Origin of the sequence: Kitasatospora sp. NBC_01560 (genome assembly GCF_045208415.1) — a bacterium.
In the GTDB taxonomy this organism is placed as follows: Bacteria; Actinomycetota; Actinomycetes; order Streptomycetales; family Streptomycetaceae; genus Kitasatospora.
Genome location: NZ_CP109364.1, coordinates 6,733,386 through 6,748,614, shown reverse-complemented (window position 1 = coordinate 6,748,614; position 15,229 = coordinate 6,733,386). Strand labels below are relative to the sequence as shown.

15 protein-coding genes and 1 pseudogene are annotated in these 15,229 nt (G+C 74.6%); 9 read left to right on the top strand and 7 right to left on the bottom strand.

Annotation, left to right across the window (positions count from 1 at the left end; translation table 11 throughout):
• Positions 1 to 66 precede the first annotated feature (66 nt).
• On the bottom strand, positions 67 to 735 hold the full coding sequence (locus OH807_RS29205; protein ID WP_406204608.1) for a phosphatase PAP2 family protein: 669 nt from the start codon (positions 733 to 735) through the stop codon (positions 67 to 69).
• The gene (locus tag OH807_RS29200; RefSeq protein WP_406204605.1) at positions 732 to 1,406 is read right to left on the bottom strand and encodes a DedA family protein; all 675 of its coding nucleotides are present in this window, start codon (positions 1,404 to 1,406) and stop codon (positions 732 to 734) included. The genes OH807_RS29205 and OH807_RS29200 overlap by 4 nt, the downstream gene beginning before the upstream one ends.
• A 115-nt stretch (positions 1,407 to 1,521) precedes the next feature.
• Here OH807_RS29200 and OH807_RS29195 point away from each other — a divergent pair, with 115 nt between their 5' ends.
• The 3 genes from OH807_RS29195 to OH807_RS29185 all read left to right on the top strand — a co-directional run bounded on the left by OH807_RS29195 (position 1,522) and on the right by OH807_RS29185 (position 4,949).
• Entirely contained in the window at positions 1,522 to 1,944 is a 423-nt protein-coding gene (locus OH807_RS29195) for a BlaI/MecI/CopY family transcriptional regulator (protein ID WP_406204602.1), read from the top strand.
• The gene (locus OH807_RS29190; RefSeq protein ID WP_406204599.1) at positions 1,941 to 3,185 is read left to right on the top strand and encodes a M48 family metalloprotease; all 1,245 of its coding nucleotides are present in this window, start codon (positions 1,941 to 1,943) and stop codon (positions 3,183 to 3,185) included. The genes OH807_RS29195 and OH807_RS29190 overlap by 4 nt, the downstream gene beginning before the upstream one ends.
• 252 nt (positions 3,186 to 3,437) lie before the next feature.
• On the top strand, positions 3,438 to 4,949 hold the full coding sequence (locus OH807_RS29185; RefSeq protein ID WP_406204596.1) for a GAF domain-containing protein: 1,512 nt from the start codon (positions 3,438 to 3,440) through the stop codon (positions 4,947 to 4,949).
• Here the strand turns inward: OH807_RS29185 and OH807_RS29180 are convergent.
• Complete coding sequence (locus OH807_RS29180) at positions 4,901 to 5,401, bottom strand: SsgA family sporulation/cell division regulator (RefSeq protein WP_406204593.1); 501 nt, start codon at positions 5,399 to 5,401, stop codon at positions 4,901 to 4,903. The genes OH807_RS29185 and OH807_RS29180 overlap by 49 nt on opposite strands.
• A 445-nt stretch (positions 5,402 to 5,846) precedes the next feature.
• Here OH807_RS29180 and OH807_RS29175 point away from each other — a divergent pair, with 445 nt between their 5' ends.
• From OH807_RS29175 to OH807_RS29165, 3 genes and pseudogenes are all read left to right on the top strand, one after another.
• The gene (locus OH807_RS29175) at positions 5,847 to 7,286 is read left to right on the top strand and encodes a hypothetical protein (RefSeq protein WP_406204590.1); all 1,440 of its coding nucleotides are present in this window, start codon (positions 5,847 to 5,849) and stop codon (positions 7,284 to 7,286) included.
• Positions 7,287 to 7,437: 151 nt separating this feature from the next.
• Positions 7,438 to 8,738: pseudogene (locus OH807_RS29170) on the top strand (TerD family protein).
• An 86-nt stretch (positions 8,739 to 8,824) separates the two neighbouring features.
• Complete coding sequence (locus OH807_RS29165) at positions 8,825 to 9,316, top strand: GNAT family N-acetyltransferase (protein ID WP_406204587.1); 492 nt, start codon at positions 8,825 to 8,827, stop codon at positions 9,314 to 9,316.
• A 12-nt stretch (positions 9,317 to 9,328) separates the two neighbouring features.
• Here OH807_RS29165 and OH807_RS29160 read toward each other — a convergent pair whose 3' ends face one another.
• Complete coding sequence (locus OH807_RS29160; protein WP_406204585.1) at positions 9,329 to 10,021, bottom strand: RraA family protein; 693 nt, start codon at positions 10,019 to 10,021, stop codon at positions 9,329 to 9,331.
• A 149-nt stretch (positions 10,022 to 10,170) separates the two neighbouring features.
• Between OH807_RS29160 and OH807_RS29155 the strand changes: the two genes are divergently transcribed.
• Positions 10,171 to 10,764 carry a Uma2 family endonuclease gene (locus tag OH807_RS29155; protein WP_406204582.1) on the top strand — a complete coding sequence of 198 codons (594 nt, stop codon included), beginning with the start codon at positions 10,171 to 10,173 and terminating at the stop codon, positions 10,762 to 10,764.
• Positions 10,765 to 11,095: 331 nt separating this feature from the next.
• On the opposite strand, the gene OH807_RS29150 is transcribed toward OH807_RS29155, so the two are convergent.
• Positions 11,096 to 11,650: a helix-turn-helix domain-containing protein gene (locus OH807_RS29150; protein ID WP_406204579.1), complete on the bottom strand. Its 555-nt coding sequence runs from the start codon at positions 11,648 to 11,650 to the stop codon at positions 11,096 to 11,098.
• Between the two features lie 175 nt (positions 11,651 to 11,825).
• Between OH807_RS29150 and OH807_RS29145 the strand changes: the two genes are divergently transcribed.
• Together OH807_RS29145 and OH807_RS29140 are read left to right on the top strand one after the other, a co-directional pair.
• Positions 11,826 to 12,014: a hypothetical protein gene (locus tag OH807_RS29145; RefSeq protein WP_406204577.1), complete on the top strand. Its 189-nt coding sequence runs from the start codon at positions 11,826 to 11,828 to the stop codon at positions 12,012 to 12,014.
• A gap of 19 nt (positions 12,015 to 12,033) precedes the next feature.
• Positions 12,034 to 12,231, top strand: coding sequence for a hypothetical protein (locus tag OH807_RS29140; RefSeq protein WP_406204574.1), 198 nt, complete (start codon positions 12,034 to 12,036; stop codon positions 12,229 to 12,231).
• Between the two features lie 66 nt (positions 12,232 to 12,297).
• On the opposite strand, the gene OH807_RS29135 is transcribed toward OH807_RS29140, so the two are convergent.
• Together OH807_RS29135 and pruA are read right to left on the bottom strand one after the other, a co-directional pair.
• Entirely contained in the window at positions 12,298 to 13,227 is a 930-nt protein-coding gene (locus OH807_RS29135; RefSeq protein ID WP_406204571.1) for a proline dehydrogenase family protein, read from the bottom strand.
• A 111-nt stretch (positions 13,228 to 13,338) separates the two neighbouring features.
• Positions 13,339 to 14,967 (bottom strand): L-glutamate gamma-semialdehyde dehydrogenase, encoded by a 1,629-nt coding sequence (gene pruA / locus OH807_RS29130; RefSeq protein WP_406204569.1) that lies wholly within the window; start codon positions 14,965 to 14,967, stop codon positions 13,339 to 13,341.
• Positions 14,968 to 15,229: the final 262 nt, after the last annotated feature.

Sequence of the window (15,229 nt, the reverse complement as noted above, 5' to 3'; positions counted from 1 at the left end):
CACGCCCGGCTCACATGCTGCCCCGGCCGCCCCGGCCGGACAAGGCCCGGGGCGGCGGTAGCGGAATCAGCGCCGCTGCGCCTCCAGCGGCGGACGGCCGCCCGCCGTCACGACGGCGCCCGCGCCGAGCAGCGGCCGCAGCGCACCGCCGCGGGCCCGGCCGACCAGCGGGGCGGCCCGGCCGGCGGCCAGCGCCGGCGGGACGGCCACCAGGACGCCGACCACCGCGCCGACCAGCACGTCGTGCGGGTAGTGGACGCCGACCCAGACGCGGGAGGCGCCCATCAGCACGGCGGCGACCACCGCGATCCGGCCGAGCCGCCGGTCGGCGAACCACAGGGCCGTCGCCGCGGCGAAGGCGATCACCGTGTGGTTGCTGGGGAAGGACCAGTCGCCGGTGCCCGGGCAGGCCTCCAGGGTGCTGCGCACGCCCAGCTGGGCGCAGGGCCGGACCTCCTCCACCAGGCTCTTGAAGGCGGAGTTCACGGCGTACGCGGCGATCACGATCAGCGGTGAGGCCAGGACCCGGGCCATCACGGCCGGACCGGCGCCGCGGGCCCGCCACCAGGCCAGGACCATGAGGACGGCGAACAGGCCGAGCCCGATCGCGGACCAGACCTTCACCAGCTGGTCGAGCCAGTACGGGGCGGCGTCCGCCCACCCGACGACCCGGCGGTACAGGCCGCCGTCGATACCGCTGCCGTCGTAGACGGCCAGGGCGCGCGAGGGCGTCATCGGGCGTCACCGCCGTGGCGCCGGGCCTTCCGGGCGCGGAACAATTCGAGAACAATCGGGATCACAGAGACAACTACTACCAGACCGACGATGGGAAGCAGGTACTGGTCGATCCCGGGCACCGACGAGCCGAGCGCGTAGCCGGCCAGCACCACGCCGACCGTCCAGAGCGTGCCGCCGGCGATCTGCCAGAAGGTGAACGAGCGGACCGGCACCCCGAGCACGCCGCACATCGGGTTCAGCACCGTCCGGACGACCGGCACGAACCGCGCGAGCACGATCGCCTTGCCGTGCCCGTACTTGGCGAGCATCTCGTCCGCCCGGCCGATGCCCCGCTGGAGGCTCTTGCGCTCCGTCCGGGCCAGCAGTGCGCGCCCGCCCCGCTTGCCGATCAGGTAGCCGGTCTGGGCGCCGAGCAGCGCCCCGGCCAGGGCCGCCGGGAGCACCAGGTAGAGCTCCAGCTGCGGGCCCTTGGTGGCACCGGGGACGCAGAGCAGGCCGGCCGTGAACAGCAGCGAGTCGCCGGGCAGGAAGAACCCGACGAGCAGGCCGGTCTCGGCGAAGAGCACGACGGCGATGCCCAGCGCACCGAACGATGCGAGGAGCGAGGAGGCGTCCAGCAGGTTCACCGCGAGCGGGTGAAGGGCCGGACCGGCGGACGACTGGAGCAAGGCTGGCGGACCTCCCGTACGTTGGAGGGCGGCACCAGCGGAGCACGCCCTCGACCGTCTACAGTGACGTAGACGGTCGACACGACTGTAGACGACTCCTGGAGGAACCGCCGCCATGCCCGACGTACCGCCCGCCCGCCGGCCCGCCGGGGAGCTGGAGAACGAGGTACTGGCCACGCTCTGGTCCGCCCACCGGCCACTGACGCCGCAGGACGTCCAGACCGCCCTCGGCGACGGCCTGGCCCGGACCACCGTCGCCACGATCCTCGCCCGGCTGCACGAGAAGGGCACGGTGGAGCGGACCCGGGCGGGTCGCGCCTACGCGTACACCCCGACCGTGCGGGACCAGGCCGGCCTCGCCGCCCGCCGGATGCACACCGAACTGGGGCGCGAGGCGGACCGCTCCACCGTGCTGGCCCGGTTCGTCTCCGACCTCTCCCCCGAGGACGAGCGCCTGCTGCGCGACCTCCTCGGCGACGGCGCCGGGCCGGCGGACGGCACCCGGGCCCCGGACGGCAGCGGACCGGCGGCGTCGTGATCCTCGCCGTCTGGGCACCTCTGCTGCTCCCCCTCCTCGCCGCCCCGCTGGCCCGCCGCCTCGCCGAGCGGCTGACCCCGCGGGCCGCCGCCTGGACGCTGGCCGGCACCTCGGTCGTGCTGGCCGGCGGCACGCTCTGCTCGCTCGGCCTGCTGGCCGCCGCCGGCCTGCTCCGGCTGCCGCCGGTCGCCGCGCTCGGCCACCTCTCGGCACCCTGGCCGGCCACCGCGTCGCAGGCCGCGCTGCCCGCCGCCCTGGCCGCCGGCGCCGCCCTCGCGGTGCTGGCCGTCCTCGCCCTCCGGACCGTCCGGCTCCGGCGCCGCGAACTGCACGCGGCCCGCACCGCCCTCGGACCGGTCGCCGTGGCGGGACCGGTCACCATGGCAAGCCCGGACGCCGTTGCGGGCCCGGTCGCCGTGGCAGGCCCAGCCCCCGCGACGGACCCGGCCCCCGCCCTCGGACCGGCCCTCGCCACCGCCCCGCCACCCGCCCTCGGACCGGCCGGAGGGGCCCGCCCGCCCGCGGACCCCACCGCCGCCCAGCATCCGGACGTGCGCCCCCGGCACGCCTCCGTGCGCCAGGCGCGCACCCGGGATGCCCGGCGCAGGGGGCACCTCCGCACGCTCCTGCGGCCCGTCGGCCCCGCCCCGCTCGCGGTGCTGGACGACGACCGCGCCGACGCCTTCGCCCTCCCCGGCCGCCTCCCGCGCCCCGGCCGCCCCGCCGAACCGGGGCGGATCGTGGTCACCTCCGGCATGCTGCGCGCCCTCACCGCCCCCGAGCGGGCCGCCCTGCTCGCCCACGAACGCGCCCACCTGGCCGCCCGCCACCACCTCTTCCTCGCCCTCGCCGACCACGCCGCCGCCGTCCACCCGGCACTGCGCCCGCTGCGCGCGCCGCTCGGCTACCACCTGGAGCGGTGGGCCGACGAGTCCGCCGCCGAGCAGGTCGGCGACCGCACCGTGACCGCCCGCGCGGTCGGCCGGGCCGCCCTGGCGGCGAGCCGCTCCCCCCGGCCGGACCGGCCCCGGCTGGCCCCCGCCGCCCACTCCGGACCGGTCCCGCGCCGGGTCGCGGCGCTGCTGCAGCCGCGCCCCACCGCGGCCGGCACCGGCTGCCGGGCCGCCGCCCTCGCCCTGGCCGCCTGTCTGGCGCTGACCGCCGCCACCACCCTGGACGCCACCGCCGACCTGCACCGCACGGTCGAGGCCGCCCAGCAGGGCGCCGCCCCGCACCCCTGACGGCCCGCCGCCACGCCCCCGGAAGGCCACCGCCCCGCTCCGCCGGAACCCGCCTGCGACGGGCGCCGGCGGCCGGAGAACCGGCCCCGGCAACAGGCGCCGACCCATCCATAGCGACTTGGCATGTGCATTGTCATAGTGCGCGCTGTGCCGACTTGGTGGACCCCGTCCCCAGGGCCCGGTCGCCCCCGTACTCTTTCGTCAACGCGTCGGCCCCGACGCGCCCTCGATCGGCGGCGAGGAGCAAGGCGAGTGCGGCAGACCGGACGGCAGACCCGACGGCCCGAACGCCGGACCGCACAGACCGCACAGACCGCGGCGGAGCTGGCCAAGGTCCACGACCGCACCCTCGCCGAAGCCGCCGCCCGCGACCTCACCCGGGAGCCCGTGCCGGCCGACGACGCCCCGCCGAGCCTCCAGCCGCGCCCCGAGATCGGCGACTCCTGGGCCCGGCTGCGCCGCCTCGGCCTCGACCCGGACGCCGGCGCCGTCGCCGTCCACCTCGGCCCCGCCGAGGTGGAGCACCGCCGCCGGGCCAGCGGCCTGGACGCGGTGCTGCCCGTCCTGCGCGACACCCTGCTCGAACCGGTCGGCCAGGCCCCGCTGATCCTCGCCATCGCCGACGCCGAGGGCCACATCCTCTGGCAGGAGGGCGAACGCGGCCTGCGCCGCAGCGCCGACCGGATCGGCTTCCTCACCGGCGCCCGGTGGATCGAGGAGACCGTCGGCACCAACGGCATCGCCGCCGCGCTGCGCGCCCAGCGCCCGATGCACGTCCACTCCGCCGAGCACTACCTGCGCAGCCACCACTCCTGGACGTGCGTCGCCGCCCCGGTGCACGACCCGGGCACCGGCCGGCTGGCGGGCGTCATCAACCTCAGCGGGCCGGCCCACACCGTCCGGCCGTACCTGCTGCAGCTCACCGCCACCGCCGCCCGGCTCGCCGAGACCGAGATGCGCGCCCGCCGCCTGGAGTCGCTGCACCAGCTGCGCACCCTGGCCGCCCCGCTGCTGGCCCGGGTGAACGGCCCGGCCCTGGTCGTCGACGCCGCCGGCTGGACGGCCGCCGCGGCCGGCCTCCCGCCACCCGCCCGGCTCCGACTCCCCACCGGGGACTGGGACTCCGCCGCCGTGCACTGGCTGGCCGGGCTCGGCGAGTGCGCGATCGAACCGCTCGCCGACGGCTGGCTGATCCGGCCGGTCCGGACGCAGCGCGACGACGGCACGGCCGACGGCGCCACCTTCACCGCCGAGCAGGCGGAGGGTGCCCGGCTGCGGCTCGACCTGCGCCGCCCGGACCGGCCCGAACTGTCGGCGCACGGCACCGCCGGCAGCTGGTCGCACGCGCTCAGCCCGCGCCACGCCGAACTGCTGCTCCTGCTGGCGGTCGAGCGCGACGGGCACAGCGCGGCCGGCCTCGCCGACGCGCTCTTCGGCGACCCGGCCCGGACGGTCACCGTGCGCGCCGAACTCTCCCGGCTGCGGCGCTACCTCGGCGGCCTGCTGGCCCACCGGCCCTACCGGTTCGCGGAATCCGTCCTGGTCACCGTGCTCGCCCCGGACGACCCCTACGACCTGCTGCCGGTCTCCACCGCGCCGGCCGTCCGGCGGCTGCGGGCCGGCCTGGCCGCGGGCACCGTCCGGCTGCCCGGCGCACCACCGCTGCCGGGGCCGCGTGTCCCGGGGGACGCCGCCGGCCCTCCGCCGACGCGGCGTCAGCCGCCGGCGAGCAGCTCGGACAGCTGGGCGTCGGTCGGGCCGTAGGCCAGCTCGGCCGCCTCCGAGACGAGTGCGTACGTCCGGTCCAGCCAGGCCTGGACCCTGGGCTTGGAGACCTCCAACAGCGCACTTCCGTGGGGTGATTCGAGCGCCAGGTGCAACGTCGAACCGTGGCACGGGCAGTACGCCGGCCACAGTTTGACGTCGCCCTGGCCGCTCAACGAGCGCAGGCCGTCGCGCAGCAGATCGCGCGAGAACACCCAGTCGGCCTCGTCCGGCCGGCCGAGATGGAACGTCAGCAACACCTCGTACGGGCGCTCGGCGTCGAACCGGAACCTGGTCCGGACTTCGCCGACGACCTCCTCGCCCAGCGAGATCCGCAGCGGGAGCACCTCCTCCACCGCCGCCGGAGCGGCGGTGGAGCCTGCCTCTTCGCCGCCCGTGGGGGTGGCGGCGAGAGGGGCACTGGAGGGTGCGGGCAGCGGGTCGGGCGGCATGACGATCTCTCCGGGACGGCGTGGGATGCTCCCAGCCTGCGGCACCCCGGCCGGACCGGCAAGGGTTGCAAGGAGGTTGCAATAATCCCCGCCCTCGACCACCGACCCTTACCCCGCCGTTGTCAGACGGATCGTCAACTTCCGTTCGCAGAAAGGCTGTCCACGGAACGGATTGGCCCCCTCCAAGGACTGGCCGACCGGCCGGAGGCCGCTGGTACGCTCGTCCCCCTGCCGGCGCGGGCCCGCGCGCGCGAACACCGGCGGCTCCGCCGTGAGCCGCCGCTGGACGGCCCGGGCGCCCCGGAGGACCGGGCTGCCCGGACCGGACCGCACCGGACGGGGCCCCGGGCGGCAACGGCCCGCCCGCGGCGGCGGTTCGGGCCCGCCGACGACGCGTGGAAGAATGCTGCGATCGCAACGGCGACTTCGGGGAGGGAGGGGTCCGGTGGGTCTGCGCGAGGACACCGAGCAAGGCGTGCAGCTCGAACGAGAACGGCAGGGCGAACTGCGTGAGCGGCACGGCCGGCACGGCCGGCCGAAGCCCTTCGGCGGCCGGCTCCGGCTGCCCACCCTGCGGTTCTCCGGCGCCGCGATGGCGATGTCCACCGTGGTCGGCATCAGCATCGCCACCACCTGCCTGCTCAACGAGCAGCAGGGCGTGGGCCGCCGGGCCGGGGTGGCCCGGGTCGGCAGCACGCCGCCCACCGACCCCACCGCGACCGGGCGGGCCGACGCCGCCGACGCCAGCACGCCGGCCCCGGTCGCCGGCCCGCCCGCCGACCGCCCCGACAACCGCCCGACCGGGGCGGCCTCGCCCGCCGCCACCGCCGCCGCACACCCGCCCGCCGGCACGGTGCCCGCCCCGCGCTCCTCCTCCCCGGCGGCATCCGTACCGCTCGCCGAGGGCCGCGCCGGCGCCGGCCGGGCCCCCGCCACCACGGACGGACCGTCCGCCGAGGCGCTCGGCCCGGTGCCGGGCGGTCACCCGGCGGCCACCGCAGGCCCCGCCACCCCGCAGCCGACCGGCCCCGGGCGGCCCGTCGGCACCGAGTACCCCACCGGTACGGAGTACCCGACCGGTACCGAGTACCCGACCGGTACCGAGTACCCGACCGGCACCGACCAGCCGGCGGCCCAGCGGCCCCTCGCCCCGAACACCCCCGGCCCGTCCGGCCCGTCCGGGGCCCCCGGCACGCCGGACCCCGGGACCCTCCTGCCCGGCCAGGGCCAGGGCCCCGGCGCGCAGCCGGGTCCGCCCGGCCGGCCGACCGACCCCGTCCCGGGGCACCCCACCGGCGACCCGGCCGACCCCACCGAGGGCGAGGACGCCGACCGCACGCTCACCGGCACCGCCGTGGTCCAGTCGCTCGGCCCCGACGGCACCCGCCACCTGCTCACCCTCACCGTCGGCGAGCCGGTCACCGCGTTCCAGGCCGAGTTCCGGCTGGCCCCCGGCGAGTCGGCCCCCGGCGAGTCGGCCGCCGACCCCGGCACCGCCTGGACCGACCTCACCGGCGCGGTGATCACCTCGTTCCGGGAACGCGGCACCCTGGTCTACCGGTTCAGCACCCCGGCCGGCACCGACCTCCGGCCCGGCCGGTACACCTTCGGCGTCCGCGACACCCACCCGGCACCCGTGCCCGGCCCCAGCGGCACCCCCGTGCCCGGCAGCCCCTTCCGTCCGACGGCCCCTGCCGGACCCACCGGACAAGCCGGACCGCTCGGCCCGACCGGGCCCGCCACCGCGCCGCCGAAGGCCGCCGCGGCCGAGAGCTGGAACGCCGCCGCCTTCGGCATCCAGCACCCGCGGGCCGTCGCCGCACTCGGCAGCTTCGGCGCCGAGACCCCCACGACCACCCCCGCCCCCGCCCCCGCGCGGCGCTGACCGGCGATCCGACAACCCGACAGGTCACCGGCCTGCTCGGGCTCTTCTCCGCAGCCCCGTTCGTTACTGTGGGTACCACTCGGCACGGCGCCCCCGACCCGGGCCCCGCCGCCGTGCCACCGCATCCGAGGAGGAGTTCGTGTCCACGGTCCTGACCCAAGGCGGCAACGCCCCGCTGACCGCCGCGCGGGTGACCGTCGAGGTGACCGCGCCCAAGGCGCTGGACGTATCCGGCCTGCTGCTGACCGACGCCGGAAAGGTCCGCTCGGACGCCGACTTCGTGTTCTTCAACGCCCCGAACGGCCCCGGGGTCACGCACCGCCCGGCCTCCGGCGGCACCCCGGACGCGATCAGCATCGACACCGCCGCCGTCCCGGACGGCATCACCAAGATCGTGGTGACCGCCAGCCCCGACGAGGCGGGCGCCACCTTCGCCGGCATCGAACCGACCGCCACCGTCCGGGACACCGCCACCGGCGAGGTGCTGGTCACCTTCACCCCGCCGCAGCTGGGGCGGGAGACCGCGCTCATCGTGGTCGAGGTCTACCTCCGCAACGGGGCCTGGAAGGTCCGCGCCGTCGGCCAGGGCTACGCCGACGGCCTGGCCGGCATCGCCACCGACTTCGGTGTCCAGGTCGAGGACGCGCCCGCCCCGGCGGCGGCCGCCCCCGTCACCGCGCCCGCCCCGGCCACCGCGCCCGCCCCCGTCACCGCACCGCCCGCGCCGCCGGCCCCGCCCGCCGCTCCCCGGCCCCGCCGGCCGCACCCCCCGCGGCCCCGCCGGCCGCCACCGGCCCGATCGACCCGCGGGTGGCCCTCGCCGCCAACCCCCCGCTGCCGCAGGCCGCACCCGCCGCCGCGGCGCCCTCGCTCACCAAGGTGACCCTGGACAAGGGCCGGGTGAGCCTCACCAAGGGCGGCTCGGTCTCGCTGGAGAAGAACGGCAAGCCCTTCCTCTCCTCGATCCGGATGGGCCTCGGCTGGGAGCCGGCCGGCAACGGCCGCAGCATCGACCTGGACGCCTCCTGCATCGCCTTCGACGGCAAGCGCGAGAAGCTGGACACCGCCTGGTTCATGAAGCTGGGCATCTTCAACGGCGCCGTCGCCCACTCGGGCGACAACCTCACCGGCCAGGGCGGCGGCGACGACGAGTCGATCACCGTCCACCTGGACGGCCTGCCGGCGGAGGTCTGCGGCCTGGTGTTCGTGGTGAACTCCTTCTCCGGGCAGAAGTTCACCGACGTCAAGAACGCGTACTGCCGCCTGGTCGACGCCGGTTCGGGCCAGGAGCTGGTCCGCTTCGACCTCACCCAGTCCGAGGCGCGAACCGGTGTGGTGATGTGCAAGCTGGTCCGCCAGTACTCCGGCGAGTGGGTGATGACCGCGATCGGCGAGTACGTCGACGCCAAGACCGCGCGCGCCATGGTCAAGCCTGCCGCCTCGATGCTCTGACCGTCCGTCCGACGCGGCGCCCGGGGCCGGGCGGCAGACGCGAAAGCCGTTTGGTTCTCGCGCCGCCCGGCCCCCATGCTGTCCGCATGCTGATCAGGGAAGCCACCACCGAGGACTGGCCGGCCATCTGGCCGTTCTTCCACACCATCGCCGCCGCCGGCGAGACCTTCACCTACCCGCTCGACCTCTCCTTCGAGGACAGCCGGGCGTGGTGGCTGCTGCCCGAACCGAACCGCACCGTGGTCGCCGTCGACGAGACCACGGGCACCGTGCTCGGCACCGCCAAGATGAACCGCAACCACCTGGGCAACAGCGCGCACATCGCCAGCGCCAGCTACATGGTGGACCCTGCGCACGGCGGCCGCGGCGTCGGCCGGGCACTCGCCGAGTACACCGTCGACTGGGCCCGCCGGTCGGGCTACCTGGCCATGCAGTTCAACGCCGTCGTGGCGTCCAACGAGCACGCGGTGAAGCTGTACGAGCGGCTCGGCTTCACCGTGATCGGGACGGTCCCGGACGGCTTCCGCCACCCCGTCCACGGCTACGTCGGGCTGCACATCATGCACCGCACCCTCTGAACTGCCCGGCCGCTACTCCTCGATCGCCCCGCCCACCCGGCGCAGATGCTGCCGGAAGCTGTACGCCGGGTCGGCGGCGCGCCGCTCCAGGTAGTCGTCGAAGGCGGTCTGCCGGCGCAGCGTGTCGCCCGAGCGGATCCGCTCCGCCTGCGCGCGCTCCGTCCGCGCGATCCCGGCGGCCGTCTCCAGCACCTCGTCCACCCGGGCCGCCGGGACGAACAGCACGCCGTCGGCGTCCCCGAACACCGCGTCCGCGGCGCTCACCAGGTGCGGCCCGAAGGTGGCCGTGACCAGCGCCTCCGGCTCCTGCGGGTCGAGCCGCAGCGGCCCGAGCGGCAGGCTGCCGTAGCTGAACACCGGCACCCCGATCTCCACCAGCTCCGGGGTGTCCCGGTGCAGCCCCCAGACCACCAGCCCGGCCACCCCGGCGGCCTGTGCCTCCAGCACCGCGAGGTCCCCGACGCAGGCCTCGTCCGCCCGGCCACCGTTGTCGATCACCAGCACGTCCCCGGGCTCCGCCGCGCCGTACGCCTCCAGGAACACGTCGACGCTCCCGTAGTGCCGCACCGGCAGCACCCGCCCGGCGATCCGGCTCCCGGCAACCACCGGCCGCACCCCGGCCGGCGCCGCCCGCAGCTCCACCCCCAACCGCACGCACGCGTCCGCCACCAACGGCGTCGACAGCTCAGCAAACCTCTTCAGCACGCCAACTCCTCTTCTAGGTAGCCCAGTTCATCACCACCGCGATCCTAGGCCGCCACTCGCACTCACACCATCGAGTGAAAAAACACCGTGTACTGCATAAGTCCACAAAACACCGGATTAGCGTGACTCCCACCAGGAGGAGGGGCATCATGAGTGCTGTGGCGCATGAGCAACCGATCGCGGACTCACCATCGCAGGAGGACATCCTGCTGGAGAGCTTCCTGAGCCTGCACTCCCCCGAAGGCTTCCGGGCCGAGCTCATCGAGGGAGAGATCATCGTGGCACCACCGCCGGACGGCGATCACGAGGACTACATCAGCCACCTGGTCAAGCAGGTGATCCGGAGCTCGGCGATCGACATGAGCATCTCGGGCGGGAAGGGCCTGCGACTGGTCAGCGGCGGGCTCTGCCCGAAGAACCACGTCATCCCCGACGCCACCTTCGCGCCCGAGGAACTCCGCCTCTTCCGCGGCGCCCCGTCCTGGATGGACCCCGACGGGGTGGCCATGGTCGCCGAGGTGACGTCCGGCAAGCCCGACCAGGACCGGATCGCCAAGCGGCACTGCTACGCCCGCGCCGCGATCCCGCTGTACCTCCTCGTCGACCGGGAGAAGTCGCAGGTCAGCCTCTTCGCCAAGCCGCTCCGCGACGAGTACACCGAGGTCCACCTCGCCGCCTTCGGCGAACCGCTCGCCCTGCCCGAGCCCTTCGGCTTCACGCTGGACACCAAGCCCTTCCTGTAGTCCGGGTGGCACGACGAACGGCCCGCACCCCCCTTCCACAAGGGGTGCGGGCCGTTCGCGGTACTGGGGCCTCAGCCGCGCGTCGCCATGGCGCGCAGGAAGAAGGTCAGGTTCGCCGGGCGCTCGGCGAGGCGGCGCATGAAGCAGCCGTACCACTCCGGACGGCATTCGTCCTGAGCTCGGACGGCGTGGACAGGTGTACCAATAGGGGCCTTGACCTGCAATGACGTAGTCGAGGGAGCAGGGCCGGTGCCTTCGCTACGGTCTGTATGGGCAGAGCGTCCCAGCCGAAGGGCCGCCGCCGCAGCGGCTTGGCCGAACGTACGACTACCTACGAGATGCCCGTGCGCGTGGCAAGCTCCCGCACCCCAGGCACCGTCACCGACGCGTACAGCAGGTCGGCCGTCAACGCCCGCAGAGCCGGCCGACGCACCTCCTCCGGCGCCACCTGCTCTGTGAACCGCAGCGCACCGAACGTCCGACGCTGGTCACCGAGCTGGTGCCACATGCGGGCGCAGTCCGTGCCGAACCGGGCCCGGCGCTCAGCCGTCGGCAACTGCCCCGGCGCAATCCGCGCCGCGTACGGCACACCCTCGTCCGGGGTACCCAGCGCAGTGTGGACGCCGATCCAGTACAGCTCCACCTGCGCCAGAGTAGCCCGCCGGCCCACACCGAGGGTGTCAACCGGCAGGTCCAACGCCCGGGCCATCAACACCAGCGGCTCCGGTGCCGGCCGCAGCAGACCCGCCTCGACCCGGCTGATCGCAGCCGCCGAGTACCCACATGCCCGGCCCAGCTGGGCCTGGGTCATTCGCTGTGCACACCGGGCGGCCCGGATGACCGTCCCCAGCTGGCGCTGATGCACGGTGCCGCCCTTCGACTGCACGGGTTCGCCACCGTACCGACAGGACGGCCCTCGCCGGCAGGGCGTGCACGGGGTGTGCGGGGCCCGCACGTGGCGTGCGGGAGCGCGCCGACGGCATCCGCGCCTGAGCCACAACCCGGTTCTCTGGTGGTGCCCGGCCGGCGCACCTCTGCCACTCCGTTCCTGGGAGACAGTCATGAGCGCGATCCTGCTCGACCAGCCCATCACCGAGTTCCAGCCCGTCGCCGACCCGACGCCCAGTACCCTGCTGGAGCGGGCCGACGAGCCGGCCGCCCGCGCCTGCCCGGTCTGCGGATCGGGGGCCACCTACCAGACGATGGAAGGCCGATGGGGCTGCACCTCCTGCGGCGCCACCTGGGCCTGACACCCCCGCGGAGGAACCGATGGTGAACTGCACTCAGTGCTCTGCCCCCGCGGTGATCGAGGACCTCGACGTGCAGCCGCCACGGTCCTGGTGCCTTGGATGCGCCACCGCCCTCGTGCGGGCCGGTGACCCGGTGGTCAACTACCGCCCACTGGCCTACGACGAGTACGCCCAAGTGCTCACCGGTGGCAGCACCGAGGCGCTGCCCTTCCGCTGACAGGTACGACGACCGGCCCGCACCCCCCTTCCACAAGGGGTGCGGGCCGTTCGCGGTACTGGGGCCTCAGCCCCGCGTCGCCATGGCGCGCAGGAAGAAGGTCAGGTTCGCCGGGCGCTCGGCGAGGCGGCGCATGAAGTAGCCGTACCACTCCTGGCCGTAGGGCAGGTACACGCGCATGGTGTTGCCCTCGCCGGCGAGGCGGAGCTGCTCCTCGGGGCGGATGCCGTACAGCATCTGGTACTCGAAGGAGTCGCGCTTGCGGCCGTTCCACTGGGCGAGCTGGCCGGCGATCTTGATCATGTTGGGGTCGTGCGAGGCGATCATCGGGTAGCCCTCGCCCGCCATCAGCACCTTCAGGGCGCGGACGTACGCGAGGTCGACCTCGTGCTTGCCCTGGAACGCCACCGACTCGGGCTCCTTGTAGGCACCCTTGCACAGGCGCACCCGGGAGCCGGCGCCGGAGAACTCGCGGCAGTCGGCCTCGGTGCGGCGCAGGTAGGCCTGGAGGACGACGCCCAGCCAGGGGAAGTCGGCCCGCAGCTCGCGCGCGATGGCGAGGGTGGAGTCGGTGGTGGTGTGGTCCTCCATGTCGAGGGTCACCGTGGTGCCGGCGTCGGCGGCGGCCTCGCAGATCCGGCGGGCGTTCTCCAGCGCGATCTTCTCGCCGTCGACCGGCAGGAACTGACCGACGGCGGACAGCTTCACCGAGACCTCGGCGCCGGCCGCGAGGCCGGTGTCCTTGAGGGCGGCGAGCAGGTGCTCGTACGCCTCGGCGGTGCCGGCGGCCTGGGCGGCGTCCTTGGTGTCCTCACCGAGGTGGTCCAGGGTGACCGTGCGGCCGGTGGCGACGAGGTCGTCGCAGGCGGTGACGGCGTCGTCGAGGGCCTCGCCGGCGACGAAGCGCTCGACTATGGCGTGGGTCGGCGGGAACTTCTCGACCACGGTGCGGACCTGCGGGGAGCGGGAGGCCGCGAGAAGGGCGGAACGGAGCATCGTGACTCCTGGAGCTGGTGCTTCTAAGGGTGGCAGAAAGCGGGCGGCGGACCGGGGGTGGGGTCCGCCGCCCGGATGCTCCCGGCTGCGGGACCGGGCGCGGTGGGGCACTCAGCCCATGTGCGGGTAGCGGTAGTCCGTCGGCGGGACGAAGGTCTCCTTGACCGAACGGGTCGACGTCCAGCGCGCCAGGTTCTGCTTGGCGCCGGCCTTGTCGTTGGTGCCGGAGGCCCGGCCGCCGCCGAACGGCTGCTGGCCGACGACCGCGCCGGTCGGCTTGTCGTTGATGTAGAAGTTGCCGGCCGCGAAGCGCAGCTTGTGCATGGCGTCCTGGGCGGCGGCGCGGTCCTGGGCGATGATCGCGCCGGTCAGGCCGTAGGGCGACACCGACTCCATCTGCGCCAGCATCTCGTCGTACTTCTCGTCCTCGTAGACGTACACGGCGAGGATCGGGCCGAAGTACTCGTCCTTGAAGTACTCGCTCGCCGGGTCCTGGCAGACCAGCACGGTCGGACGGACGAAGTAGCCGACCGAGTCGTCGTACGTGCCGCCGGCCAGCACCTCGACCTGCGGGTCCGCCTGGGCCCGGTCGAGGGCGGCCTTGTTCTTGGCGAAGGAGCGCTCGTCGATGACGGCCGACATGAAGTTCGACAGGTCGGAGACGTCGCCCATGGTGAGGCCGTCGACCTCGTCGCGGAAGCCGTCCTTGAGGCCGGCCCAGATCGAGGCCGGCACGTAGGCGCGGGACAGCGCCGAACACTTCTGGCCCTGGAACTCGAAGGCGCCGCGGGTCATCGCGGTCTTCAGCACGGCCGGGTCGGCGGACGGGTGGGCGACCAGGAAGTCCTTGCCGCCGGTCTCGCCGACGATCCGCGGGTAGGTGCGGTAGCCGGCGATGTTGGTGCCGACCTCGCGCCACAGGTGCTGGAAGGTCGCGGTGGAGCCGGTGAAGTGGATGCCGGCCAGCGCCGGGTGCTTCAGCGCGACGGCGGAGACGTCCAGGCCGTCACCGGTGACCATGTTGATGACGCCCTTGGGGAGCCCGGCCTCCTCCAGCAGCTGCATCAGCAGGTGCGCGGAGAACTGCTGGGTCGGGGAGGGCTTCCAGAGCACCACGTTGCCCATCAGCGCCGGCGCGGTCGGCAGGTTGCCGGCGATGGCGGTGAAGTTGAACGGGGTGATCGCGTAGACGAAGCCCTCCAGCGGGCGGTGGTCGCTGCGGTTCCACACGCCGTCCGAGGAGATCGGCTGCTCGGCCATGATCTGCCGGGCGAAGTGCACGTTGAACCGCAGGAAGTCGACCAGCTCGCACGGGGTGTCGATCTCGGCCTGCTGGGCGGTCTTGGACTGGCCGAGCATGGTGGCGGCGGCCAGGGTCTCGCGCCAGGGGCCGGCCAGCAGGTCGGCGGCCTTGAGGAAGATCGCGGCCCGCGAGTCGAAGGAGAGCGCCTGCCAGGCCGGAGCAGCGGCCAGGGCAGTGTCGATGGCGTCCTGCGCGTCGGCCTGGGTGGCGTTGCGCAGGGTGCCGAGCCTCGCCGCGTGGTTGTGCGGCTGGACGACGTGGATCTCGGTGCCGGCGCCCATCCGGCGCTCACCGTTGATCGTCATGGTCAGCTGGACCGGCTCCTGGCCGCCCAGCTCCTTCAGCTTCGCCTCCAGGCGGGCCCGTTCCGGGCTGCCGGGGGCGTAGCTGTGGACCGGCTCGTTCACCGGCGCGGGGACCTGGGTCACAGCATCCATGAGCGCACGCTCTCCTTCGGTTCATGGGGGATGCCGGCGTGGGTCGCACGTCGGCCACAGGACGAACGCTATTCCTGCACCGGGGCTCACATGATTGGCCGGGCGGCTAAAGTCCCCCGTACGGCGTTGTCCGGCCCGACGAAGGGATCACGGAGCGGTCACGGCGGCGGCCGCCCGCGCGCTCCGGTCCCGGACTGCTCCGGCCCTCGGCCCGTTCCCCGACGGCTCCTCGTCCGCTCCCTGTCCGCCCGGCTAAAATCGC

What these genes read in the sequence shown, in the direction of transcription:
- OH807_RS29180 (WP_406204593.1), bottom strand. Translation starts at nt 5,401, where the DNA reads ATGCCGCCCGACCCGCTGCCCGCACCCTCCAGTGCCCCTCTCGCCGCC.
- OH807_RS29205 (WP_406204608.1), bottom strand. Translation starts at nt 735, where the DNA reads ATGACGCCCTCGCGCGCCCTGGCCGTCTACGACGGCAGCGGTATCGAC.
- OH807_RS29155 (WP_406204582.1), top strand. Translation starts at nt 10,171, where the DNA reads ATGAGTGCTGTGGCGCATGAGCAACCGATCGCGGACTCACCATCGCAG.
- OH807_RS29140 (WP_406204574.1), top strand. Translation starts at nt 12,034, where the DNA reads ATGGTGAACTGCACTCAGTGCTCTGCCCCCGCGGTGATCGAGGACCTC.
- OH807_RS29195 (WP_406204602.1), top strand. Translation starts at nt 1,522, where the DNA reads ATGCCCGACGTACCGCCCGCCCGCCGGCCCGCCGGGGAGCTGGAGAAC.
- OH807_RS29135 (WP_406204571.1), bottom strand. Translation starts at nt 13,227, where the DNA reads ATGCTCCGTTCCGCCCTTCTCGCGGCCTCCCGCTCCCCGCAGGTCCGC.
- pruA (WP_406204569.1), bottom strand. Translation starts at nt 14,967, where the DNA reads ATGGATGCTGTGACCCAGGTCCCCGCGCCGGTGAACGAGCCGGTCCAC.
- OH807_RS29165 (WP_406204587.1), top strand. Translation starts at nt 8,825, where the DNA reads ATGCTGATCAGGGAAGCCACCACCGAGGACTGGCCGGCCATCTGGCCG.
- OH807_RS29145 (WP_406204577.1), top strand. Translation starts at nt 11,826, where the DNA reads ATGAGCGCGATCCTGCTCGACCAGCCCATCACCGAGTTCCAGCCCGTC.